The sequence below is a fragment of the Planomonospora corallina genome, from assembly GCF_042650625.1.
Taxonomy (GTDB): Bacteria; Actinomycetota; Actinomycetes; order Streptosporangiales; family Streptosporangiaceae; genus Planomonospora_B; species Planomonospora_B corallina.
The window spans coordinates 228248-249961 of the sequence record NZ_JBHSBM010000010.1; the positions used below are offsets into that span (position 1 = coordinate 228248).

General features: G+C 72.9%; 21 protein-coding genes. 16 read left to right on the forward strand and 5 right to left on the reverse strand.

Annotated features, from left to right (window positions below; all coding sequences use genetic code 11):
- Position 1 precedes the first annotated feature (1 nt).
- The 5 genes from lepB to dprA all read left to right on the forward strand — a co-directional run bounded on the left by lepB (position 2) and on the right by dprA (position 4639).
- Positions 2 to 661, forward strand: coding sequence for a signal peptidase I (gene lepB, locus ACFOWE_RS04675; protein WP_377285604.1), 660 nt, complete (start codon positions 2 to 4; stop codon positions 659 to 661).
- A gap of 120 nt (positions 662 to 781) precedes the next feature.
- The gene (locus ACFOWE_RS04680; RefSeq protein WP_068895098.1) at positions 782 to 1105 is read left to right on the forward strand and encodes a DUF2469 domain-containing protein; all 324 of its coding nucleotides are present in this window, start codon (positions 782 to 784) and stop codon (positions 1103 to 1105) included.
- A 174-nt stretch (positions 1106 to 1279) separates the two neighbouring features.
- Positions 1280 to 1633, forward strand: a complete 354-nt coding sequence (locus tag ACFOWE_RS04685) for a YraN family protein (protein WP_377285605.1) — start codon at positions 1280 to 1282, stop codon at positions 1631 to 1633.
- 184 nt (positions 1634 to 1817) lie between these two features.
- The gene (locus ACFOWE_RS04690) at positions 1818 to 3443 is read left to right on the forward strand and encodes a YifB family Mg chelatase-like AAA ATPase (protein WP_377285606.1); all 1626 of its coding nucleotides are present in this window, start codon (positions 1818 to 1820) and stop codon (positions 3441 to 3443) included.
- Positions 3440 to 4639 (forward strand): DNA-processing protein DprA, encoded by a 1200-nt coding sequence (dprA, locus tag ACFOWE_RS04695; RefSeq protein WP_377285608.1) that lies wholly within the window; start codon positions 3440 to 3442, stop codon positions 4637 to 4639. Before ACFOWE_RS04690 ends, dprA begins: the two co-directional genes overlap by 4 nt.
- Before the next feature lie 255 nt (positions 4640 to 4894).
- On the opposite strand, the gene ACFOWE_RS04700 is transcribed toward dprA, so the two are convergent.
- Entirely contained in the window at positions 4895 to 5419 is a 525-nt protein-coding gene (locus ACFOWE_RS04700; RefSeq protein ID WP_377285609.1) for a murein hydrolase activator EnvC family protein, read from the reverse strand.
- 739 nt (positions 5420 to 6158) lie between these two features.
- Here ACFOWE_RS04700 and ACFOWE_RS04705 point away from each other — a divergent pair.
- The 6 genes from ACFOWE_RS04705 (at position 6159) to ACFOWE_RS04730 (ending at position 11567) form a co-directional block, all read left to right on the forward strand.
- Positions 6159 to 6776, forward strand: a complete 618-nt coding sequence (locus ACFOWE_RS04705) for an ArsR/SmtB family transcription factor (RefSeq protein ID WP_377285610.1) — start codon at positions 6159 to 6161, stop codon at positions 6774 to 6776.
- A gap of 342 nt (positions 6777 to 7118) precedes the next feature.
- On the forward strand, positions 7119 to 8030 hold the full coding sequence (gene rpsB / locus ACFOWE_RS04710; protein ID WP_377285612.1) for a 30S ribosomal protein S2: 912 nt from the start codon (positions 7119 to 7121) through the stop codon (positions 8028 to 8030).
- A 157-nt stretch (positions 8031 to 8187) separates the two neighbouring features.
- A complete protein-coding gene (tsf, locus tag ACFOWE_RS04715; RefSeq protein ID WP_377285614.1) occupies positions 8188 to 9021 on the forward strand; it encodes a translation elongation factor Ts in 834 nt (277 codons plus the stop codon).
- A gap of 122 nt (positions 9022 to 9143) precedes the next feature.
- Positions 9144 to 9842 carry a UMP kinase gene (pyrH, locus tag ACFOWE_RS04720; RefSeq protein WP_377285687.1) on the forward strand — a complete coding sequence of 233 codons (699 nt, stop codon included), beginning with the start codon at positions 9144 to 9146 and terminating at the stop codon, positions 9840 to 9842.
- A 277-nt stretch (positions 9843 to 10119) separates the two neighbouring features.
- Entirely contained in the window at positions 10120 to 10677 is a 558-nt protein-coding gene (gene frr, locus ACFOWE_RS04725) for a ribosome recycling factor (protein WP_377285615.1), read from the forward strand.
- Between the two features lie 68 nt (positions 10678 to 10745).
- On the forward strand, positions 10746 to 11567 hold the full coding sequence (locus ACFOWE_RS04730) for a phosphatidate cytidylyltransferase (RefSeq protein WP_377285616.1): 822 nt from the start codon (positions 10746 to 10748) through the stop codon (positions 11565 to 11567).
- A gap of 82 nt (positions 11568 to 11649) precedes the next feature.
- On the opposite strand, the gene ACFOWE_RS04735 is transcribed toward ACFOWE_RS04730, so the two are convergent.
- Entirely contained in the window at positions 11650 to 12732 is a 1083-nt protein-coding gene (locus ACFOWE_RS04735; RefSeq protein WP_377285617.1) for a suppressor of fused domain protein, read from the reverse strand.
- Between the two features lie 72 nt (positions 12733 to 12804).
- Here ACFOWE_RS04735 and rlmN point away from each other — a divergent pair, with 72 nt between their 5' ends.
- Positions 12805 to 13929 carry a 23S rRNA (adenine(2503)-C(2))-methyltransferase RlmN gene (rlmN, locus tag ACFOWE_RS04740; RefSeq protein WP_377285618.1) on the forward strand — a complete coding sequence of 375 codons (1125 nt, stop codon included), beginning with the start codon at positions 12805 to 12807 and terminating at the stop codon, positions 13927 to 13929.
- Positions 13930 to 14023: 94 nt separating this feature from the next.
- The gene (locus ACFOWE_RS04745; RefSeq protein ID WP_377285620.1) at positions 14024 to 14626 is read left to right on the forward strand and encodes a hypothetical protein; all 603 of its coding nucleotides are present in this window, start codon (positions 14024 to 14026) and stop codon (positions 14624 to 14626) included.
- Positions 14627 to 14684: 58 nt separating this feature from the next.
- Here the strand turns inward: ACFOWE_RS04745 and aspS are convergent, their stop codons facing one another.
- Positions 14685 to 16061, reverse strand: a complete 1377-nt coding sequence (gene aspS, locus ACFOWE_RS04750) for an aspartate--tRNA(Asn) ligase (RefSeq protein ID WP_377285621.1) — start codon at positions 16059 to 16061, stop codon at positions 14685 to 14687.
- A gap of 582 nt (positions 16062 to 16643) precedes the next feature.
- On the opposite strand from aspS, the gene ACFOWE_RS04755 reads away from it, so the two are divergent.
- Both ACFOWE_RS04755 and ACFOWE_RS04760 read left to right on the forward strand, forming a co-directional pair.
- Positions 16644 to 17858, forward strand: a complete 1215-nt coding sequence (locus ACFOWE_RS04755; RefSeq protein WP_377285622.1) for an ATP-binding protein — start codon at positions 16644 to 16646, stop codon at positions 17856 to 17858.
- A 212-nt stretch (positions 17859 to 18070) separates the two neighbouring features.
- The gene (locus ACFOWE_RS04760) at positions 18071 to 18640 is read left to right on the forward strand and encodes a GNAT family N-acetyltransferase (protein WP_377285624.1); all 570 of its coding nucleotides are present in this window, start codon (positions 18071 to 18073) and stop codon (positions 18638 to 18640) included.
- Positions 18641 to 18686: 46 nt separating this feature from the next.
- On the opposite strand, the gene ACFOWE_RS04765 is transcribed toward ACFOWE_RS04760, so the two are convergent.
- Positions 18687 to 19358: a hypothetical protein gene (locus ACFOWE_RS04765; protein WP_377285625.1), complete on the reverse strand. Its 672-nt coding sequence runs from the start codon at positions 19356 to 19358 to the stop codon at positions 18687 to 18689.
- Positions 19359 to 19443: 85 nt separating this feature from the next.
- Positions 19444 to 20154: an ABC transporter ATP-binding protein gene (locus ACFOWE_RS04770; RefSeq protein ID WP_377285626.1), complete on the reverse strand. Its 711-nt coding sequence runs from the start codon at positions 20152 to 20154 to the stop codon at positions 19444 to 19446.
- Between the two features lie 103 nt (positions 20155 to 20257).
- Between ACFOWE_RS04770 and ACFOWE_RS04775 the strand changes: the two genes are divergently transcribed.
- Entirely contained in the window at positions 20258 to 21676 is a 1419-nt protein-coding gene (locus tag ACFOWE_RS04775; RefSeq protein WP_377285628.1) for a DivIVA domain-containing protein, read from the forward strand.
- The last annotated feature ends 38 nt before the right edge of the window (positions 21677 to 21714 follow it).

Consider the following 21714-nt stretch of genomic DNA (forward strand, 5'->3'; position numbering starts at 1 on the left):
CATGACCGTTGAACCCGACAACGACAACAAGCGCGACGAGCCCTCCGGCCAGGAGGCCGAGCCCTCCGGCAAGAAGGACCACTCCTCCGGCAAGAAGAAGGGCGGGAGCCTGCGCGAGACGCTGCTCCTGCTGGTCTCCGGCGTCGTCGCGGCGCTGCTGCTGCAGGCGTTCGTCTTCCAGTCCTTCTGGATTCCGTCGGAGTCGATGGAGAACACCCTGCAGGTGGACGACCGGGTGGTCGTCAACAAGCTGCACGGCGCGGCCGAGCGCGGCGACGTGGTGGTCTTCAAGGGCTGGAACGGCGAGGACACCATCAAGCGCGTCATCGCGATCGGCGGGGACACCGTCAAGTGCTGCGACGACAAGGGCCGGATCACCGTGAACGGCGTGCCGCTCGACGAGAAGTCCTACATCCACCCCGACGACTTCCCCTCGGGCGACGAGTTCGAGAAGGTGATCCCCCAGGGGCGCCTGTGGCTCATGGGCGACCACCGCACCGCCTCCCAGGACTCCCGGAGCTGGGAGGAGCAGGCGGGTGACGGCACGATCGCGGAGGACGACGTGATCGGCAGGGCCGTCGCCATCTACTGGCCGTTCTCCCGGGCGGCGATCCTGGAGACGCCGGAGACGTTCGCCCGGGCGTTTCCCGGGGGGAAATAGCGGCACACTCTCCGGGAGGGCGGCGAGAGCCGTCCGGAGGGGGCCGATGGGGGACAATGAACTGGGGGCCGGCTCAGCCCGACCGGGTGGGCCGGAAGGGCGTGTGACAGGAGGAGCGGCATGAGCGCAGAGGATCTCGAGAAATACGAGACCGAGATGGAACTGCAGCTTTACCGCGAGTACCGCGACGTCGTCGGCCTGTTCACTTACGTCGTGGAGACCGAGCGGCGCTTCTATCTCACCAACTCCGTCGACCTGGACGTGCGCACCGCCGAGAACGGCGACGTGTTCTTCGACGTGAAGATGCAGGACGCCTGGGTCTGGGACATGTACCGGCCGGCGAGGTTCGTCAAGAACGTCCGCGTCGTCACCTTCAAGGACGTCAACGTCGAGGAGCTGGCCAAGTCCGATCTGGAGATGCCCAAGGAGGGCTTCTCCGGCTGAGGCCTCCACGTGGGCCCGTGGGGGCATCTCCACGCGGGCGCCCGCCGCCGGCCTGCCTGTGGCCGGAGCCTCTCCACAGGTCCATACCTCTGCCGTCCGGATGTCCACAGAAGCCGGTTCGGGCCGCCGGTGGCGGTGTGAGCTGAGCGAGGGTCGGGGACCGGAGGTGGTTCCATGGCCGCGAAGGACGAGCTCGGCAGGCACGGTGAGCAGGTCGCCGTCGACTACCTGCTGGCGCATGGCATGCAGATCCTGGACCGCAACTGGCGGTGCCCGGAGGGTGAGATCGACGTGGTCGCCCGGGACGGGCGGGCCCTCGTCGTGGTGGAGGTGAAGACCCGCTCCGGCCGGAGCCACGGCACCGCCTTCGAGGCGGTGACCAGGGCGAAGGTCGCCAGGCTGCGCGGGCTCGCGGGACGCTGGCTGGGCGGGCGGCGCGAGTGGTTCGACTCGGTCCGGGTCGACGTGGTCGCGCTGGAGCGGTTCGCGGGAGAGCTCGTGATCCGCCACGAGCGGGGGGTGTGCTGATGCCCCCGGCCCACCGGCTCTCCCCGGGACCGCCGGGGACCGTCCGGCGGCTCTTCCCGGGACCGTTGTGGAGCGTCCGGCGTTCCCCGGACCGGTGCGGGCCGCCCGCTCCGCGCGGGGACGGCGCGCGCCCTGCGGGGCGGCGTGCGCACGTCCGGTACCGGCACGTGCGGGGGTGGCGCGGATGACCGTCGCACGCACGCGCTGCGTCTGCCTGGTCGGGGTGACCGGGCATGTGGTCGACGTCGAGGCGGACGTCGGCAACGGAGTCGCCGGCACGCACCTCATCGGCATGCTCGACACCGCACTGAGCGAGGCACGCGACCGGGTCCGCTCGGCGGTGGTCAACAGCCGTCACGCCTGGCCCGACGCACGCATCACCATCAGCCTGTTCCCCGCCAGCCTGCCCAAACGGGGCAGCATGTTCGACGTGGCGATCGCGGTGGCGCTGCTCGCCGCGGCGGGGGTCGTGCCACGGGACCGGGTGGCCCCGCTGTTCTTCCTCGGAGAGCTGGGGCTCGACGGGTCGGTCAGGCCGGTGCGGGGCGTGCTCCCCGCCGTGCTCGCGGCGGCGGGCGCGGGTGCGGGCACGGTCGTCGTCCCGGTGGGCAACGCGGCCGAGGCCGCTCTGGTGCCGGAGCTGACCGTGATCCCCGTCTCGTCCCTCGGAGACCTGGTCGGCTGGCTGCGCGGAGACGGCCAGGCCGCTCCGCTCCCGTTCCCGGGCGGTGCGCCCCCGGCCGCGGGAGCGTCCGCCGCCGGACAGGACGGCGGGGCGCCGGAGCCGCACGGCGGATCCGCGGGGCGGGCCGGGCCGGGTCCGCTCGGTGGAGCGGAGAGCGGTGGGAGCACTCCGGATCTGAGCGACGTGGCCGGGCAGCCGTTCGCCCGCCGCGCTCTGGAGATCTGCGCCGCCGGGGGGCACAACCTCTGGATGCTGGGGCCTCCGGGGACCGGTAAGACGATGCTCGCCGAGCGGCTCCCCACGCTGCTCCCGCCGCTGGAGCACGACCAGGCGCTGGAGGTGACGGCGATCCACTCGGTGGCAGGGACGCTCCCGCCCGGCCGGCCGCTGCTGGCCCGCCCGCCCTTCATGGCGCCCCACCACACGGCGACCATCGCGGCCGTCATCGGCGGCGGCAGCGGGGTGATCCGCCCGGGGGCGGTTTCGCTGTCCCACGGCGGCGTCCTGTTCATGGACGAGGCTCCCGAATTCTCGATGAGCGTCCTGGACGCGCTCCGCCAGCCTCTGGAGTCGGGCAAGGTGACGGTCTCCCGGTCGCAGGGCACGGTCACGTTCCCGGCCAGGTTCATGCTGGTGCTGGCGGCCAACCCCTGCCCATGCGCGCAGCCGTCCCGTCCGGGGGAGCCCTGCCGGTGCTCGCCGGGCGCCCGCCGCCGCTACCTGTCCCGGCTCTCCGGCCCGCTGCTGGACCGCGTCGACGTCAAGGTGACGCTCCTGCGGGCGACGCGGCGTGAGCTGCTCGCCGACCGCAGGTTCACCGAGCCGAGCCGGACGGTGGCCGAGCGGGTGCTGCGGGCCAGGGCGCGGGCCGCCGAGCGGTTCGCGGGCAGGCCGTGGCGGTGCAACGCGGAGATGCCCACCGGGGCGCTGCACACCGAGTACCGCCTGCCGCCGAAGGCGATGGCGCCGTTGCTGGGCTGCCTGGACAACGGAGTGCTGAGCGCACGCGGCCTGGACCGGGTGCTGAGAGTCGCCTGGACCATCGCCGACCTGAAGGACCGCGGTGAGCCCGGAGTCGAGGAGACCAACGCGGCGCTCGGACTGTGGCTGGGGGAGGAGCGGTGAGGGAACGGCTGGCCCGGGTGACGCTGATGCGGCTGGCCGAGCCCGGCGACCCGGTGATGGGCAGGCTCACCGCCTCCTGCGGCCCCGAGGCCGCGGTCGAGCAGGTCCGGCGAGGGGCGCTGGACGCCGGATTCGTCCACTGGTTCGGGAGCGCCCGCCACCGGGGCGCGGCCGGTTCCGGTGACGGCGACGGTGCCGGTGCGGGGGACCGGCTGGCACGGATCCTCGCCGCCTGGGCGGCACGGCTGGAGACGGCGGACCCCGCGGAGGATCTGGCCGCCGGGGAGCGGACGGGGGCCCGCCTGGTGGTGCCCGGAGACGCGGAGTGGCCCACCCAGCTGGACGACCTCGGCGACGTGCGGCCGCACGCCCTGTGGCTGCACGGCGAGGCGAACCTGCGTTTCGCCTGCATCCGCTCGGTGGCGGTGGTCGGCTCCCGGGCCGCCACCCCCTACGGCGCGCACGTCGCCGCGGAGTTCGGCGCCGGGCTGAGCGAGCGCGGCTACGGGGTGGTCTCGGGAGGGGCGTACGGGGTCGACGGCGCGGCCCACCGTGGCGCCCTGGCCGGTGGGGCTCCCACCGTCGCGGTGCTGGCCTGCGGGACCGACGTCACCTACCCCAGCGCGCACCACGACCTGTTCGCGGCCGTGCGCGGTCAGGGGGTGCTGGTGAGCGAGTGCCCGATGGGGGTGCGGCCCACCCGGCCGCGCTTCCTGGTCCGCAACCGGCTCATCGCCGCGCTGGCCCGGGGAACGGTGGTCGTCGAGGCGGCGGTGCGCAGCGGGGCGCTCAACACGGCGGGGCACGCGACGGCGCTGCGCCGGGTCCTGGCCGCCGTGCCCGGACCGGTGACCTCCGACACCTCGGCGGGCTGCCATCGCCTGATCCGCCAGGGCGCGGCGACCTGTGTCACCACCCCCGCGGAGATGACCGAGCTGGTCGGCGTCATCGGCGACGAGCTCGCACCCGAGCCGCGTGGTCCGGTGCTCCCGCGCGACCGGCTCGATCCCGAGACCCGGAGGGTCCTGGAGGCCGTGCCGGCGCGGGCGGGCGCGGGACCGGCGACGATCGCGGTGGCGGCGGGGACCGACCTGGAGACGGTGCTCTCCTGCCTCGGCGGGCTGGCCGCCGCCGGATACGTCGAGCGGACCTCCCGGGGCTGGCGGCTGCGTCCGGAGCGGCCGGAGGGCGGATAGGTCCAGGGAGGCCCAAGGCGGTGCCCGCCGCCTGCCGGGCCGTGGGGCCACAGGGCGACAGGACCACGGCGCCACAGGGGGACAGAGCCGCCGGGCCGCCGGGCTATGCGGCTGCCTGGTCACCGGCCACTGGGAGCCGCGAGGCGGGATGGGTGGGCGGCTGTGGTGACCAACTGCTGTGGTGACCGGCGGCTGTGGTGACCGTCTGCTGTGGTGACCGGCTGCTGTGGTGACCGTCTGCTGCGGCGACCACGCTCAGCTGGGAGGGGCGGTCAGCGGGAGGAGCCGGACCCGGCCCAGTCCCAGCAGGAGCAGCGGGTCGAGATAACGCCGGTCCCGGAGCAGGCCCCAGTGCAGGCAGCCGGTGGGGCAGTGCCCGGGGACGTCCTCGAGCACTCCGATGACCTGGCCCGGCGCGACCGTCTCACCGCGCTCCACCGACGGACGGACCGGGAGGTAGGTCGTGCGCAGGCCGCCGGGGTGGAGCACGGTGACGACCCCGCGTCCTGCGAGCGTCCCGGCGTAGCCGACCGTGCCCCGCCCCGCGGCGTGGACCGGGGTGCCGGGAGCGGCGAGCAGGTCGACGCCCCGGTGGCCGGGCAGCCACGGCTCGGGTGGGGGCGCGAAGCTCCGCAGGACCCGGGGGCGGCCTGGCAGCGGCCAGGCCCAGCGGGCCGCTCCGGAGGGCGCGGTGGCGGAGCCGGCGGAGGGCGTGGCCGCCGGTGCGGCCAGGGGGGTGCCTGCTGGCGTGGCCGCTGGCGTGACCGCTGGTGGGGTCAAGGGTGCGCTCGGCGTGCCTGCCGCCCGTACCGCCGGCGGCGAGACCGGTCCGGTGGTCCGCGTGAGTGAGCGGGGGACGACCGGAGGCGCGGTGGCGGGGCGGGTGGGGCCCTCCGGAGTTGCGGGCTCCGGAGCGGGGCCCAGGAGGGCCGGCAGGAGGACGAGGACGGGAAGAGGGCGAGGGATCACATTCGCAAGGATGAGATCGGCCACAGGTGCGTGATGAACCGATCGGGGTTCTGTGGACAGTCGGAGAGGGCTGTGGATGGGTGGCCGGGGCAGCCGCACCGGAGGATCGTCTCGCCGGGGCGGAAGGGCCTCCGCAGCCCCAGCAGGACGCCCGCGGGCGAGGATCGCAGGGCCGGCCGCGGGCGCCGTGCCGTGAGGCGGGCGAGGACACGCTGGACGAGCGTCGCCGGCGACCCGGGCGACCCGGGTGACTGGGGCGGCTCGGAGGAGCTGGATGACCCGGGCGACCCGGGTGACTGGGGCGGCTCGGAGGAGCTGGATGACCCGGACGACCCGGGTGACTGGGGCGACTCGGACGGCTTGGACGGCGGGGGGGCCGCCGGGGGCCGCCTGGACGGGTCGGGACGGTTCCCGCGGAGGCCGGGAAGCGGAGCGAGCGAGGTCATGTCGTCCTCCGAACAATCTGAAGGGTTCGTTTCATATCTATGAAGGTAACCTTTCACGGTTGTGAAGGCAATCCTTCATACTCGGGAGTGGGTACGGTTTGCACATGACCGAGGACCGGCGGCCCCTCAGTGACACGGAGCTCAGCGACCCCAGGGCGATGCGGGCGCTGGCCCACCCCGCCCGGCTGGCCATCCTGAACAGGCTCCGGACGGACGGCGCGGCCACCGCGACCGAGGTCGCCGAGGTCGTGGGCGTGACCCCGAGCGCGGCCAGCTACCACCTGCGCATGCTGGCCAAGTACGGCTTCGTCGAGGACGCGCCGGCGCGCGGGGACGGCAGGGAGCGGCTCTGGCGCAGGGCCGTCGGCGGCTGGAGTGTGACCCCCCAGGCAGACGATCCGCCCGGGGTCCGGGAGGCCAAGGACACGCTGATCAAGGTGGTGCGGGAAGAGGCCGCGGCGGAGGTCACCCGGGCGCTGCGCAACCTCGACCGGGAGCCTCCGGAGTGGCAGGAGGCGAGCATCTTCATGCGGTCGGTGCTGCTCGTGGAGGCCGGGGAGATGAAGCGGCTCGTCGAGCGCATCGAGGAGCTTCTCGCCCCCTACCTGGTCGAACAGCGCAGGAAGGAGGGCGCCCCCGAGGGGGCCAGGGTCTCCGAGGCGCAGATCTCGCTCTTCCCCCGGGCCGAGCGGCGTCCGCACGGGCTCCCCTCCGACGGTTAGGAGGTTCCGGGCGGGCCGCCCGCGAGCCCCTGGGGACGGCCCCGGGCCGGAATCCGGGAGGAGGCGGCGCGGGGCCGGGGAGGGGGCGGGGAGTGGGGTGGGAGACCCCGCGATCCGGGAGGTTCGGGGTGGAAGGTCGGTATGCGGCCGCTCTGCGGGTACACTTTCCGATGGCCTGTAACTCACGGGCTGACTTCGCATGCCCCGTCAGTGGACGCTTCTCTCGGTCCGGGCGACAGCCCGGCTGGAGCGGCCCCGGGGCATCAGGGCGGCGGCCGAGGGCCGCCGCGTCAACCGAGAACAGCGCCCAGCGATGGGTGCTCCGACCTGGAGGACAATCACATGTCCACCCCCGTCGTCACCATGCGACAGCTGCTCGAGAGCGGCGTGCACTTCGGCCACCAGACCCGCCGCTGGAACCCGAAGATGAAGCGCTTCATCTTCACCGAGCGCAACGGCATCTACATCATCGACCTGCAGAAGTCGCTGGCCTTCATCGACCGTGCCTACGACTTCGTCAAGGAGACCGTCGCGCACGGTGGCACGATCATGTTCATCGGCACGAAGAAGCAGGCCCAGGAGGCCATCGCCGAGCAGGCCTCCCGCGTCGGCATGCCGTACGTCAACCAGCGCTGGCTGGGTGGCATGCTCACCAACTTCTCCACCGTGCACAAGCGGCTCCAGCGTCTGAAGGAGCTCGAGGAGCTCGACTTCGACAACGTCGCCGGCTCGGGGCTCACCAAGAAGGAGCTCCTCATGCGCCGCCGCGAGAAGGAGAAGCTGGAGCGCACCCTCGGCGGTATCCGCGACATGTCCCGCGTGCCCAGCGCGGTGTGGGTCGTCGACACCAAGAAGGAGCACATCGGGATCAGCGAGGCCCGCAAGCTCGGCATCCCGGTCGTCGCGATCCTCGACACCAACTGCGACCCCGACGAGGTCGACTACCCGATCCCGGGTAACGACGACGCCATCCGCGCCGTCGGCCTGCTGACCCGCGTGGTCGCCGACGCCGTCGCCGCCGGCCTCATGGCGCGCGCCGGCGCCGGCCGTGGCGAGGACAAGCCGGCCGTCGCCGGTGGCGCCGAGCCGCTGGCCGAGTGGGAGCAGGAGCTCCTCGCGGGTGCCGAGGCCCAGGCCGCTCCGGCCGCCGACGCTCCGGCCGCGGAGGCCGCCGAGGTCGCAGAGGCCGCCCCGGTGGCCGAGAACGACGCCGAGGCCGAGGCTCCGGCCGCCGGCGAGGCCGAGCAGGCGTAGTCCTTCCCGGTCCGTCCCGTACGGCACGGCCGTACGGGACGCAAGGATCTTCTCCGGGTGGGCGCGCCCGTCGCGGGCCGCCCACCCGATCCACCCAGACCTTCTGATCTCCCGCCGACATCCAGAGATCAGTGACGATTCCCACGAGGAAAAGACAATGGCTTCCGTGAACATGGCCGACGTCAAGCGGCTTCGTGAGCTGACCGCTGCCGGCATGATGGACTGCAAGAAGGCGCTGGAGGAGGCCGAGGGCGACTTCGACCGCGCCGTCGAGATCCTCCGCGTCAAGGGCGCGAAGGACGTCGGCAAGCGCGAGGCGCGCACCGCCTCCAACGGCCTGGTCGCCCTGAAGCAGGAGGGCGACTCCCTCGCCGCGCTGCTGGAGCTCAACTGCGAGACCGACTTCGTGGCCAAGGGCGAGCGCTTCCAGGAGGTCGCGGCCCAGGTCGTCGCGCACGTCCTCGCCACCCGTCCGGCCGACGTCCCGGCGCTGCTCGAGTCGCAGATCGACGGCAAGACCGTCAAGGAGCTGCTCGACGAGACCAACGCCGCCCTGGGCGAGAAGATCGAGGTCCGCCGCTTCGCGGTCCTCGAGGGCGGCTACGTCGGCGCCTACATGCACAAGAGCGACCCGCAGCTCCCGCCGACGGTCGGTGTCCTCGTGCAGCTCGACGCGGCCAACGCCGAGGTCGCCAAGGACATCGCGCAGCACGCCGCCGCCATGGCTCCCAGGTACCTCAGCCCCGAGCACGTCCCCGCCGACGTCATCGAGAAGGAGCGCGCGGTCTTCGAGGAGATGACCCGCGAAGAGGGCAAGCCCGAGGCCGCCATCGCCAAGATCGTCGACGGTCGCGTCAACGGCTGGTACAAGGACTTCACCCTGCTCCAGCAGGCCTTCGTGAAGGACAACAAGAAGACCATCGAGAAGTACGCCGCCGAGAACGGTGCCAAGGTCCAGGCCTTCGTCCGTTTCAAGGTCGGCCAGGCCTAGGCTTCGAACAGCTTCTCTCAGCGCAGAACCCCTACGAGGAGGCCGCCGTCGTGCAGGAGAACTCAGAACCCGCTGCGTCGGCGGTTTCGTCGTACACGGGCGCGCTCCGCTGGAAGCGCGTCATGCTGAAGCTGTCCGGTGAGGCGTTCGCCGGCAAGGAGCCGATGGGCATCGACCCCGGTGTGGTGGGCCAGCTCGCCGACTCGATCGCCGAGGCCGTCCGCGGTGGCGTGCAGGTCGCGGTCGTGGTCGGCGGAGGCAACATGTTCCGTGGCGCGGCCCTGTCCCAGGGCGGCATGGACCGCGCCCGGGCCGACTACATGGGCATGCTCAGCACCGTCATCAACTGCCTGGCCCTCCAGGACTTCCTGGAGAAGCGGGGCATCGAGACCCGGGTGCAGACCGCCATCACCATGCAGCAGGTGGCCGAGCCCTTCCTGCCCCGCCGTGCCATCCGCCACCTCGAGAAGGGGCGGGTGGTCATCTTCGGGGCGGGACTGGGCTCGCCGTTCTTCTCCACCGATACCTGCGCCGCGCAGCGCGCGCTGGAGATCGGTGCGCAGGCACTGCTCAAGGGCACGCAGGTGGACGGCGTCTACGACGACGACCCCCGTAAGAACCCCGACGCGGTCCGGTTCGATCACCTCGAATACGGTGAGGTGCTGACGCGCGGTCTCGGAGTCATGGACGCCACCGCCATCAGCCTGTGCATGGACAACGGCCTTCCCATCGTGGTCTTCGACCTCATGGGCGAGGGGAACATCCTCCGGGCCGTGCGTGGTGAGAAGATCGGCACGCTGGTGAGTCCGGCAGGGAAATAGGGAGCGAGCCTGACGGAGCGGGTGGCGTGGTACGCGACGAAGGAGCGGCCCGCGGCGCGCGTGAGGAAGGTGAGCGACCCAAAGGCAGGGAGCGAGCCTGACGGAGCGGGTGGCGTGGTACGCGACGAAGGAGCGGCCCGCGGCGCGCGTGAGGAAGGTGAGCGACCCCAGGAGCAGGGAACGAGCCCGACGCGAGCGAGTGGAGCGGTACGTGCCCCGGAGCGGCCCGCCCCGCGAGTGAGGGAACGGTGAGTGACCGAGAAGGCAGGGAGCCGCTGTGATCGACGAGACCCTCCTCGAGGCCGAGGAAAAGATGGACAAGGCCGTCGCGGTGGCGAAGGACGACTTCGCCGGTATCCGCACGGGTCGTGTCACCCCGTCGATGTTCAACAAGATCACCGCTGAGTACTACGGGACACCCACTCCCATTCAGCAGCTGGCGTCGTTCCACGTCCCCGAGGCTCGCATGGTCATCATCCAGCCCTATGACAAGGGCTCGATGGCGGCGATCGAGCGCGCGATCCGGGACTCGGACCTGGGGGTCAACCCCGGCAACGACGGCCAGGTGATCCGCGTGGCCTTCCCCGAGCTGTCGGAGGAGCGCCGCAAGGAGTACATCAAGGTCGCCCGGGGCAAGGCCGAGCAGTCCAGGGTCGCGATCCGCAACATCCGCCGCCACGCCAAGGAGGCCCTCGACAAGATGGTCAAGGACGGCGAGAGCGGTGAGGACGAGGTGCGCCGGGCGGAGAAGGAGCTCGACGACCTCACCCAGAAGCATGTCGCCAAGATCGATGAGCTGCTCAAGCACAAGGAAGCCGAGCTGCTCGAAGTCTGAGCCCCCGATCCTTGTCCTGCGCGGGCGACCGCGCGGGACAAGGATTTCGTGTATGAGAGTAGGACCCCTTGGAATCTGCGGCGGGCGGTAACCGTACCGGCCGGAATCTTCCCGCCGCGGTAGCGGTCGGGCTCGGGCTCGGAGCGGCCGTCATCTTCTCCCTCTACACCGTGCCGGAGATCTTCCTGGTCGTGGTGCTCGCGGCGGTGGGCGTCGGGGTGGTGGAGCTGGTCCAGGCGCTCGCGACCAAGGGCATCCGCGTCCCTCAGGTCGCGGTGCTCGCCGCGCTGGCCGCGATGCTCGCCGGCGCCTACTGGGGCGGGCCGGTCTGGCTGGTCGGGATCTTCGCGATGGCGGTGCCGGCCCTGATGGTCGGGCGGATGTTCGCCGGGACCGACGGTTACGTCCGCGACGCCGCCGCGACGATCCTGGTCACCGCGTACCCGGCGATGCTGGCGGGGTTCGTGGCGCTGCTGCTCGCCCAGGACCAGGGACCGGACCGGGTGGTGGTCTTCATCGCCACCACCGTCGCCAGCGACATCGGCGGCTACTTCGCGGGGATCTCGTTCGGCAGGCACAAGATGTCCCCGGTGATCAGCCCGAAGAAGACCTGGGAGGGCTTCGCGGGGTCGGCCCTGGCCTGCATGGCGGTGGGCGGCGGGCTGACGGCGTGGCTGCTGGAGGCCGAGGCATGGAAGGGCGTGCTGGTCGGAGCGGTCGTGGTGGTCGCCGCCACGCTCGGCGACCTCGTCGAGTCGGTGATCAAGCGGGACCTCGGGATCAAGGACATGGGCAGTGTGCTGCCCGGCCACGGCGGGATGATGGACCGCCTCGACTCCCTCGTCGCGGCGCTGATCCCGGTCTGGGCGCTGCTCACCCTGCTCGTCTAGCCTCGTCCAGCTCCGCCCTGCCCGTCCGGCCCCGCCCTGCCCGTCCGGCCCCGCCTCGCTCGTCAGGTCCGGTCCCCGTGCGTCATCCGGTCCGGACGAGCCGGTCGGCGGGGAGCCGGGAGGCCAGCGCCCGGTATCCCCGCGCGGCCACCAGGTCCAGCTCGGCGGAGGTCAGCGGGACCAGCCAGAGCCACCGTACGGTCTCCCCGCCGAAACTGAAGCCCGACAGGTCCGGCATTCCGGACAACTGGGAGAGCATGACGACGCCGTCGTAGGCGGGACCCAGCGGAAAGGTCTCCGGCCGGTGGTACCAGCGGGCGGTGTGCCCGTGGCCGAGCCAGGTGACCGAGTGCCACGGGTACTGGCCCAGCCAGACCAGCAGCCGGGCGGCCTCCTTGGGATCGCCCCGGGTGGCGGTGGCGAGCTCGATCCGGGCGTGGACCCCCGGCCGGTCGGCGTACCGCTCCACGGCGGGCATGCGCTGGCAGCCCATGCCGACGGTGGACAGGATCGTGTGCGCCCGGCCCCGCTCCGGCGGCCGCTCGGTGATGCCCACCGCGGGCATCCGCCCTCCGCCCGCGTCCCAGAACCGGCCCGCGGACCCGACGGCCCGGTCCAGGTGCCCCATCACGAACTGCTGGAACGAGGCCCAGGCGCCGTCGCCGGCGCGCCACTCCCAGTAGGAGCGGGCCGCCTGGAGGCGGGGGGTCAGCTCCCGGGCGGCCTCCTCCAGCGACCGGGCGAACGGCGTGGCGCCGACCAGGTCGCGGGCGTAGCCCGGCACCCCCTCACCGATGTCCGCCCACCCCGGAATGACCGCGAGCAGCTCGTCGTTCTCGTAGAGGGCGACGCCGTCGCCCTCCTCGAACCAGAGCGGTCTCAGGGAACCCAGTGGCGGCCTGCCCGCGGGGTGCCGGGTGTTCGCCCGGGGCACCAGGGGCGGCAGTCCCGCGTCGAGGCGTCCCGGGTCGATCGTGGGCGGAGCGGGCACGTGGTTGGCGAGCCAGACCGCTCCGTGCACGGTGCCGCCGGACGCGCAAAGGTAAGCTACCGAGGACATCTCGTCGCGCTCGACCACCAGGGTCCGGCTCCCGTAGGGATTGGCCTCGGAGAGCAGGACCTCGACGCCGTCTCCCCTCGTCTCCGAGGGGCGGAATGTCGCCATACCTCCGGACTCTAGATCAGGACCGAGCACCGCTTCGAGTATTCGCGCAACCGTCGAGAGAAGGCATTGGACGTGTCGACTGCCAGTCAGACCGGGACCCCCGCGCCCGGCCAGCTCACCTTCGTGGCGCCCCGCCGGGCCAAGCCCGCCCGCCACCTGGCTGACCTGACCATGGCCGAGCGCCGGGCGGCGGTCGCCGAGCTGGGCGAGAAGCCGTTCCGCGCCGACCAGCTCTCCCGGCACTACTTCGAGCGGCTCAACGGCGACGCCGCGACGATGACCGACCTGCCCGCGGCGGCGCGGGAGAAGCTCGGCGCCGCGCTGTTCCCGCGCCTCCTGACGCCGGTCCGGGAGATCACCTGCGACGGCGGAACCACCCGCAAGACGCTCTGGCGGCTCTTCGACGGCGCGCTGGTCGAGTCGGTGCTCATGCGCTACTCCGACCGCACCACGATGTGCGTCTCCTCCCAGGCGGGCTGCGGCATGAACTGCCCGTTCTGCGCCACCGGCCAGGCGGGCCTGACCCGGAACATGTCGACCGCCGAGATCGTCGAGCAGGTCGTCGCCGGCGCCCGCGAGCTGGCCGCCGGCGAGGTCCCCGGCGGTCCCGGCCGGGTCAGCAACGTGGTCTTCATGGGCATGGGCGAGCCGCTGGCCAACTACAAGGCCGTCATCGGCGCGGTCCGCCGCCTGGTCGAGCCCGCCCCCTCCGGCCTGGGCATCTCCGCCCGGGGCGTCACGGTCTCCACCGTCGGCCTGGTCCCCGCCATCGGCAAGCTCGCCGACGAGGGGCTCCCGGTGACGCTGGCGGTCTCCCTGCACGCCCCCGACGACGAGCTCCGCGACACCCTGGTGCCGATCAACACGCGGTGGAAGGTCGCCGAGGTGCTCGACGCCGCCTGGGAGTACGCGGCGAAGACCAAGCGCCGCGTCTCCATCGAGTACGCCCTGATCAAGGACATCAACGACCAGGAGTGGCGGGCCGACCTGCTCGGCAAGCTCATCAGGAACAAGCTCGTGCACGTCAACCTGATCCCGCTCAACCCGACCCCGGGCTCCAAGTGGACCGCCTCACGGCCGGAGGACGAGCGGGCCTTCGTCCGCCGCCTGGAGCACCACGGCGTCCTGGTGACGGTCCGCGACACCCGCGGCCGCGAGATCGACGGCGCCTGCGGCCAGCTCGCCGCCGCCGAGTAGCGGCCGCGGCGATCTTCCCGAATGGGATGCCGCGCCACGATCGTTGTCAGAGGGATGCAAGTGTCGCGCAAGTGCACTGCTGAATCCTCAGAGGGTGAAAATTGCACGAATCACCCTGACGGCGCTCGCGGTGGGCGTCCTGACGGGATGCACCTATTCCGCCGAGGCCGACCTGGCCTCCGAGGCTGAGGCGGTCGCGACGGCCGTGGCGACCGCGACGACCGCGACGACCAGGGCACCCGGTTCCTTCGCGGAACCGTTCCCCGAGCGACTGTTCATGATGGACCGCGTCTCCGCGGAGCCCGCCGCGGGAGACGCCGCGATCCCGGACGGGCCGCACCACACGTCCGCCGGTGGGCAGCTCACCGTGACCTACCGGAGCGCTGAGGGGGTCACCGCCGGTCAGCAGGTCACCGCCACCGGGTCGCAGGCCCAGGTGAGCGACGTCAAGGGCGCCCTGGACTGGCTGACCGCCAAGGCCGGGAAGCCGGCAGGCGCGAGGACGGACTGGGTGCCCGTGAACCCCGGCCCGTCCCCCGCCGCGGCCGCCTGCCAGAACCTCGCCGAGGGGGAGGGCACCCGCTGCTACTGGGTCGACGCCGACACCGTGGGCTACCTGCACATGTCGAAGGAGGCCGCGCCGTACATCCCCTTCGACAAGACCCGGATCGCGCTGGAGGGCCTGGAGGAGAAGTGACGCGGGCCCGCCCCGCGCGGTCCCCGGCCTGACGGGCCCGCGCGGGGCGGTGCGCCCGTCAGGGGCTGAGCCGGTGCAGGTCGCGCGGGAAGAGCGTGGTCTGCCGGACGTTGGCCGCGCCGGTCAGCCGGGCGGTCCACCGTTCCAGCCCGATGGCGAAACCGCCGTGCGGAGGCATGCCGTGCGCGAAGGCCGCGAGATACCCCGCGTACGCCTCCGGGTCCTCGCCGCGCGCGGCCAGCGCCGCCAGGTAGTCGCCGTGCCGGTGCAGCCGCTCCCCCCCGGTGACCAGCTCCAGCCCCCGGAAGAGCAGGTCGAAGCTGCGGGAGAACTCCGGCCGCCCGGTGTCCGGATGGGTGTAGAACGGGCGCTTGGCCATCGGGTAGCCGGTGACGAACAGGAACTCCGAGCCGTGCTCGCGGCGTGCCCATTCGCCCAGCCAGCGCTCGTGCGCGGGTGCCAGGTCCATCTCGCCGCGCACGTCCTCGCCGGTGTGCCGGCCGATGAGCTCCTGCGCCTCGGCGAAGTGGACCGCCGGGATCTCCGCCGGGACCTCGGGCACCTCCACCCCCAGCAGCGCGAGCGCGGCTCCGGCCCGCCCGGCGGCCGCCGCGTGCATGCCCGCAAGCGCCTCGCGCAGCACCGCCATCACGTCGCGGTGGTCGCGCACGAACCCGAGCTCGGCGTCGAGGCTGGTGTACTGCGCCAGGTGGCGGGCGGTGTCGTGCGGCTCGGCCCGGAAGACCGGGCCGACCTCGTAGACCCGCTCGAAGACGCCGACCAGCGCCTGCTTGAAGAACTGCGGAGACTGGGCGAGGAAGGCGCGGCGGCCGAAGTAGTCGACGCCGAACACGTTCGCCCCCGACTCGGTGGCCGTGCCGACGAGCTTCGGCGTGCAGACCTCGGTGAAGTGCAGCCCGTCCAGGGCGGCGCGGAACCCGGCGACCCCGGCCGCGGCGATCTCGAACGGCGCCCGCAGGCGGGGGTGGCGGAGCGCGGCGGGGGCGTGGTCGAGGATCGTCGGCAGCGCGGCCGGGACCGCGGGCCGGTACAGGTCGAACGGCGGCGGCTCCACCGCCTCCGCCAGCACCTCGACCAGCGGCCCGGCCGTACCAGAGGACGGGACGGGCCCTTCCGTGGCCCCGGAGGCGGCCGGTTCCGCCGCTCCCGGACGGCCGGCGGCACGCGGGTCCGCGGCCAGCTCGGCGCCGCCCGGCGCCTGCGGGTTCGCGACCACGGTGCCGGTGACCTGCAGGACGGTCTCCTCCGGGTACGGCGCCGGCTCGCGGAGCACGACCTGGGCGAGCCCGGAGCGGTCCCGGATCACCAGGAAGGAGACGGATTTCAGCTCGCGGCGGCGGTGCAGCCAGCCGGCGAGGCGGACACGGGAGCCGACGTGCCGGGGCAGGTCGGCGGCGAGAACTCGGTGGATCATCACAGTCCCTCACGGAGCATGAGCTGATCCCTTGGGAGTGCGGGCGAGAAGGGCAACTCGCGGTGCCACCGCACTTTCGCCACCGCCGCCCCGCGGAGCGCGGGAGGCGGCGGCCTCGTTCTGGCCCGGTGACGGGGGCCGGCCGGCGGGGCATCGGACCCGCCCTCCGGGACCGGTCGTCCCGGTCCCGGCCCGGCGGGCCGTTCCTCCCCGCGCTCGGGAGGGTCTTCGCCCGGGGCGCGGGGCCGCCTTCCCAGCTGCCGGCGGCTCTCTCCGGCCCGCGTGGTCCTCGGACTACTCGTCTCCGTCAACGCGTTGGCGGCATCCTAGAGATCACTCCCGCGGGAGCGCAAACACGTTTCCCGCTGCTCCCGCCGGGCGAACAACGGCTGACATGCCGAGGCCCCAGCGACCAACATGCCAGAGCGAAGGCGACCATCCTTTCAGCATGGTAGCGACCAGAAGGCCACCGATACGGCGACCAGGCTGTCAGGAGGCAGCAGGTCATGCCATTCTGATCCGGTGTCCAACAGTGTTCAGACTCCTCTCGGGAAGGTCCTCCCGCGGCGTGCGGAGCAGGCCGTGGAAGAGGCGCTGTCCGACACCCGCGTCGTCCTCGTCGCGGGTGCGAGGCAGTGCGGCAAGAGCACGCTGGTCCGCCTGCTCGCCAAAGGCAGGGCGGGGGAGTGGCGCAACCTCGACACCCCGGCCGTCCGGCAGTCGGCGATGGCCGATCCCGCAGGGTTCGTCGACTTCTCCGACCTGATGGTGATCGACGAGATCCAGCGGGCGCCCGGCCTGCTCCTCGCGATCAAAGAGCAGGTGGACACGGATCCTCGGCCCGGCCGTTACCTGCTGACCGGATCGGCGCGGGTCCTCGGGCTCCGAGCGCTCCCTGACGCGCTGCCCGGCCGGATGGAGACCATCGAGCTCTGGCCGTTCTCGCAGGGGGAGATCGACGGTGCGGCCGACGGTTTCGTGGACGCGGTCTTCGCCGAAGGGGAGAGCCTGCACCACGTGTCGGAGACCGGCCGCGCCGAGTACGCCGAGCGGGTGGTCCGGGGCGGATTCCCTGAAGCGGTCGCACGGTCGAACCCGCGCAGGCGTGAGCGCTTCTTCGACTCGTACGTCGGAGACCTCATCGCTCGGGACGTCAGTCAGTTGTCGGAGATCGAACGGACGGCGGAGATGCGGGCGCTGGTGCGGCTGCTGGCCGCACGCTCCGGCCAGTTGCTGGTCCCGGCCGCGCTGGGCAACGAGGTCGGCCTGTCGGCGAGCACCGTCCACCGCTATCTGGGCCTGCTGGAGGAAGTGTTCCTGATCAAGCGGATCCCCGCCTGGTCACGCAACCTCAGCAGCCGTGCGGTGGGCACGCCCAAGGTCGCCTTCGTCGACTCCGGGGTCGCGGCGAACCTCCTGGGCGCGGACGCCCGGAGCCTGCTCCGTCCCGGGGGTGTCTTCGGCCCGCTCCTGGAGGGTTTCGTCCTCATGGAGCTGGCCCGCCAGCTCACCTGGTCGCGGGAGCGCGTGGAGCTCTTCCACTACCGGACCAAGGACAAGGTCGAGGTGGACGCCGTCCTGGAGAACCGGCAGGGGCGCGTGGTCGGCGTCGAGGTGAAGGCGTCGTCCACGGTCCGGCCGGACGACTTCAAGGGACTGCGTCACCTGGCGGACCGCCTCGGCGACGACTTCGTCGCCGGTGTCGTCCTCTACACCGGCGCGCAGACGCTCCCGTTCGGGGAGCGCCTGCGCGCCATGCCGGTGAGCGCCCTGTGGGAGACGGCTCCACCGGAATGAAGGTTCGTCACCGGCCGGGGCCGAGGCGATCACCGGCGGGCACGAGCGGATCGGGACGTCAGCCGGCCGGTTCCCCGGCCGGTGCCGTCGCCCCCCGCGCGGCCGGAAAAACCGATTGCCCGGGCGCGATCCGGCGCGCAGGATTCCCTCGTGGTCTCCCAACGAGGTGGACGCCGGCGCGCGGATGCCTCCCGCCCGCAGTGAGGACCGTCGTGGACCATGCCATACGTGACTACGCTCCGGCGGACGAGGGTTCCTGGCTGCGCTGCCGGGTGCTCTCCTTCCTGGGGACCGCCTACTTCGACGACGTCATGAAGAGCAAGCCCGTCATCCCCGCCCCCGGATTCCAGCTGGTCGCGACCGGGACGGGAGGGGACGTCACGGGGATCATGGATGTCACCGTCGACGTCGATCTGGCGACCATCGACACCGTCGCCGTGCATCCCGACCACCAGCACCAGGGCATCGGCCGCGCCCTGCTCTCCGAGACCCGTACCCGTCTGGGCCTGCTCGGTGTGCCGGTGCTGGACGCCTGGACCCGTGAGGATCCGGAGACGTTGCGCTGGTACCGGTCGGTGGGTTTCACCGAGCGGGAGCACTACCTCCACGTCTACGCCGACCACTACGCCGACCCCGCCGAGCCGGGCCGGGCCGTCGGTGAGAGGCAGCCCCGGCTGCGGCCGGTGAAGGTCTTCCTCCATGCCGACCTACGGGACGAGCAGGCGATGCGCGAGCGGTTCACCCGCGTGCACGTCTGCCGCCGCTTCGTGCTGGACCTCTGATCCGCGGTCCGGGACCGGCCTGCGGCGGAGCGGCGCCGCGGCCCGGCTACGGCCGGGTACGGCGGAGGCGGGCGTAGGCGAGGGCGCCGGCGGCGGACCACAGGAGGGCCGCGGCCGAGATCGGGAGCAGGACCGCGTCGAGGGTGCCCGCGTCGGCGGCGCGCATCCACGGCATGATCGGTACGGCGAGGCTCCCGGCAGGGGTGAGGCTGAGCAGCAGCAGCCCCAGGTAGCCGCCGAACAGCGCCAGCATCGACGCGGCGGGGGAGGGCAGGACCGGCCTGCTGGTCAGCGCGCCCAGCGCGGTCCCGGCGCTCAGGCCGAGCAGGTGCAGCACGGTCCCCCGGACGAGGTCGCCCGCGGAGGGGAGCACGGCGAAGCCGATCAGGAGCGGGAAGACGACCGCGACCGCGGCCAGGACGAGGTTGACGGCCAGCGCGGCGAGCAGTCCCGCGCCGATCTCCCGGCGGGGGCTCCCGGCCGCCGTCATCGAGATCAGCCGCTGGGCGGCGGGCTCGGTGTCGAGCAGGCCCCGGGCGGCCCAGGCGAAGACGACGATGAGCAGTCCCGCGGAGTCGGCGTAGGAGGCCAGCTGCTTCCCGTCCGGGACGGTCGTCGAGTAGAAGATGAGCATCATCGTGAACAGCCCGATCGCCGGCTGCAGCAGCCGGTGGGAGCGCGCGTAGGCGGCCAGCTTGAACCGGGTGAGGTGGATCACGGGGCGCTCCGGGTCGGGCGAGGGGGCATGGGTCCTCCGGCGGCTGGACTCTCCTGCCGGCGCGGCTCTCCGGCGGCTCGCACGGTCAGCCGACCCGTCTGGTGACGTGGCCGTCGGCGCGGAGCTTCTGCTCGACCTCGGCGGCGTCGGCGGCGTCCACGATCACCTCGATGACCGCCCGGCGCGGCCGGTCGCCGTCCTGGACGGAGACGGCGCCGCCCTCGACCAGCCAGCGGACGGCGCCGGGGAACTCCCGCAGCTGGTTCTGGTGGTCGCTGACCACGACCGCGCCCCCGCCGGCGGCGACCTCACCGATGATCGAGGGGAGCTCGGCCCGGGTCTGCTCGTCGAGCCCGGCGAAGGGCTCGTCGAGGATGAGCAGGCCGGGCGGGGCGAGCAGCGCCTGGATCAGGCCGATCTTCTGCGCGCTGCCCTTGGACAGGTCGCCGAGGGGCAGGCCGAGCAGGTGCGTCGCGTTCAGCCGCTCGGCGAGCGCCGTGCCCGAGGAGCGCGGAACCCGCCGGATCCCGGCCAGGTGGGCGAGATAGGCCGAGACCGTGAACGGCTGGTCCACCGGGAAGACGTCGGGGGCGTAGCCGACGACGGCGGGCCTGCCGGTGACCGAGCCCCGGGAGGCCGGGACGATCCCGGCCAGCAGGCGCAGCAGCGTGGACTTCCCCGCTCCGTTGCGACCGGTGACCTCGGCGACCGTCCCGGGACCGAGGGAGAGCTCGACGTCCCGCAGGACCCAGGGGCCGCGGCGGGAGTAGCGGAAGGACACCTCGGATAACCGCATAGGGCCGTCACCCTACCGTTGCGACTCGCCTTTTCGGCCGGTGTCCCTCCAGAATGGGGCATTGGACGAGAACGCTAATACGCGGATGGAAAGGATGCGGGGCTTGAACCGCTTTCCACGGGTGCTGGGCGTGCGCTACGGATATGACCCGGACCAGGTGGACGCGCTGATCCGCCGGATCGAGGGCACCCTCGGCAGAGGGGAGCCGGTCGGCGAGCCGATCACCGCCGACGAGATCCGCGACGCCCGCTTCCGCACGAAACTGGGCGGATACAACGAGACCGCGGTGGACTACGCGCTGGACGCCTTCATCGTGGCGGTCGAGACGCTCACCGCGGGCACGCACCGGGCCGAGCCCGCGGCGGTGGAGGCGCCGGGAGCGGGAACCCCGCAGACCCCGGCGGCCGCCGGCCCGTGGAACGGAGCGGGGAACGAGGCAGGGAACGGGGCGGGGAACGGCCATGCCCCCGCGGACCCGAGGCCTGCGGCCCCACCGGCCCCACCGGCCCCACCGGCTGCGGCGGTTCCACCGGCCGCGCACGTCCCGCCTGCGGCCCAGGACGCGCACGTTCCGCTCGTCAGCCAGACCCCGCCGACCGGGCCGGACCGGCCGGTGCACGCGCCGCCGGGTCCGGATGTCCGCGTCGCGCCTGCTCCGGACCTCCTGTCCGGACCCGCCGCTCCGGACCCCGCGCCGGTGCACGCGCCGCCGGGTCCGGATGTCCGCGTCGCGCCTGCTCCGGACGTCACCCAGGGGCCTGTGCCGGACGCGCCGTCCGTGCCGGACGTGGAGTCCGGCGCGGGCACCGGGCCCGCTCCGGCGGGACCGGTCCGAGAGGACCGGCCTGTTCCGGAGGACCGGCCTGAGACTGGGCCGGTCGTGGGGGCGGTACCCGCGAGCGCGGAGCCTGCCGCGGGTGCGGTACCCGTGAGCGCGGAGCCGGTCACGGACGTCCGGCCCGTCGTGGAGACGCCGGCCGTACCCGGTGCGCCCTCCGCGCCGGACGCGGATCCCCATCCCGCCGAGGCCGCCGCGGCCACCGTGCCGCTGGCGCCCGCGGCGCAGGGTCCGGTACCACCTGCTCCGCCCGCGCCCGCGGCGCAGGGTCCGGTGCCGACGGCTCCGTCCGAGCCCGCTCAGGCGGCCCCCGCCCGGTCCGTCCCCTGGCCGACGCCCCCGGCGTCGATCCCCGGGCCGGTTCCCCTCCGGCTCCCGGACTACAGGCCGGTGGCGCAGGAGCGGGCGGCCCCGCCCGCCGCCGAGGAGGAGGCCGCCCGGGTCGAGCGGGTCGCCTTCCGGCCGGGGCGGCTGGGCATGGGCTACGACGAGGAGGAGGTGGACGTCTTCCTCGACCGCGTCGCGGCCACCCTGCGCGGGACCGCCGAGGATCCGGTCACCCCCGCCGACGTGCGCGAGGCCAGGTTCAGCACCGTGATATTCCGGCCGGGATACTCGGTGAGCCAGGTGGACGCGTTCCTCAACGACATGGCGGAGGTCCTGGAGCGCCACCTCGGCGGCTGATCTCCTCCCGGAGGCCGCCGGGAAGCCGCCGTACCTCT

Excerpts from the sequence above, each read along its gene's own strand:
- tsf (WP_377285614.1), top strand. The coding sequence starts at position 8,188 with ATGGCTTCCGTGAACATGGCCGACGTCAAGCGGCTTCGTGAGCTGACC.
- rpsB (WP_377285612.1), top strand. The coding sequence starts at position 7,119 with ATGTCCACCCCCGTCGTCACCATGCGACAGCTGCTCGAGAGCGGCGTG.
- ACFOWE_RS04735 (WP_377285617.1), bottom strand. The coding sequence starts at position 12,732 with ATGGCGACATTCCGCCCCTCGGAGACGAGGGGAGACGGCGTCGAGGTC.
- ACFOWE_RS04705 (WP_377285610.1), top strand. The coding sequence starts at position 6,159 with ATGACCGAGGACCGGCGGCCCCTCAGTGACACGGAGCTCAGCGACCCC.
- aspS (WP_377285621.1), bottom strand. The coding sequence starts at position 16,061 with ATGATCCACCGAGTTCTCGCCGCCGACCTGCCCCGGCACGTCGGCTCC.
- ACFOWE_RS04690 (WP_377285606.1), top strand. The coding sequence starts at position 1,818 with ATGACCGTCGCACGCACGCGCTGCGTCTGCCTGGTCGGGGTGACCGGG.
- ACFOWE_RS04680 (WP_068895098.1), top strand. The coding sequence starts at position 782 with ATGAGCGCAGAGGATCTCGAGAAATACGAGACCGAGATGGAACTGCAG.
- ACFOWE_RS04685 (WP_377285605.1), top strand. The coding sequence starts at position 1,280 with ATGGCCGCGAAGGACGAGCTCGGCAGGCACGGTGAGCAGGTCGCCGTC.
- pyrH (WP_377285687.1), top strand. The coding sequence starts at position 9,144 with ATGCTGAAGCTGTCCGGTGAGGCGTTCGCCGGCAAGGAGCCGATGGGC.
- ACFOWE_RS04770 (WP_377285626.1), bottom strand. The coding sequence starts at position 20,154 with ATGCGGTTATCCGAGGTGTCCTTCCGCTACTCCCGCCGCGGCCCCTGG.
- lepB (WP_377285604.1), top strand. The coding sequence starts at position 2 with ATGACCGTTGAACCCGACAACGACAACAAGCGCGACGAGCCCTCCGGC.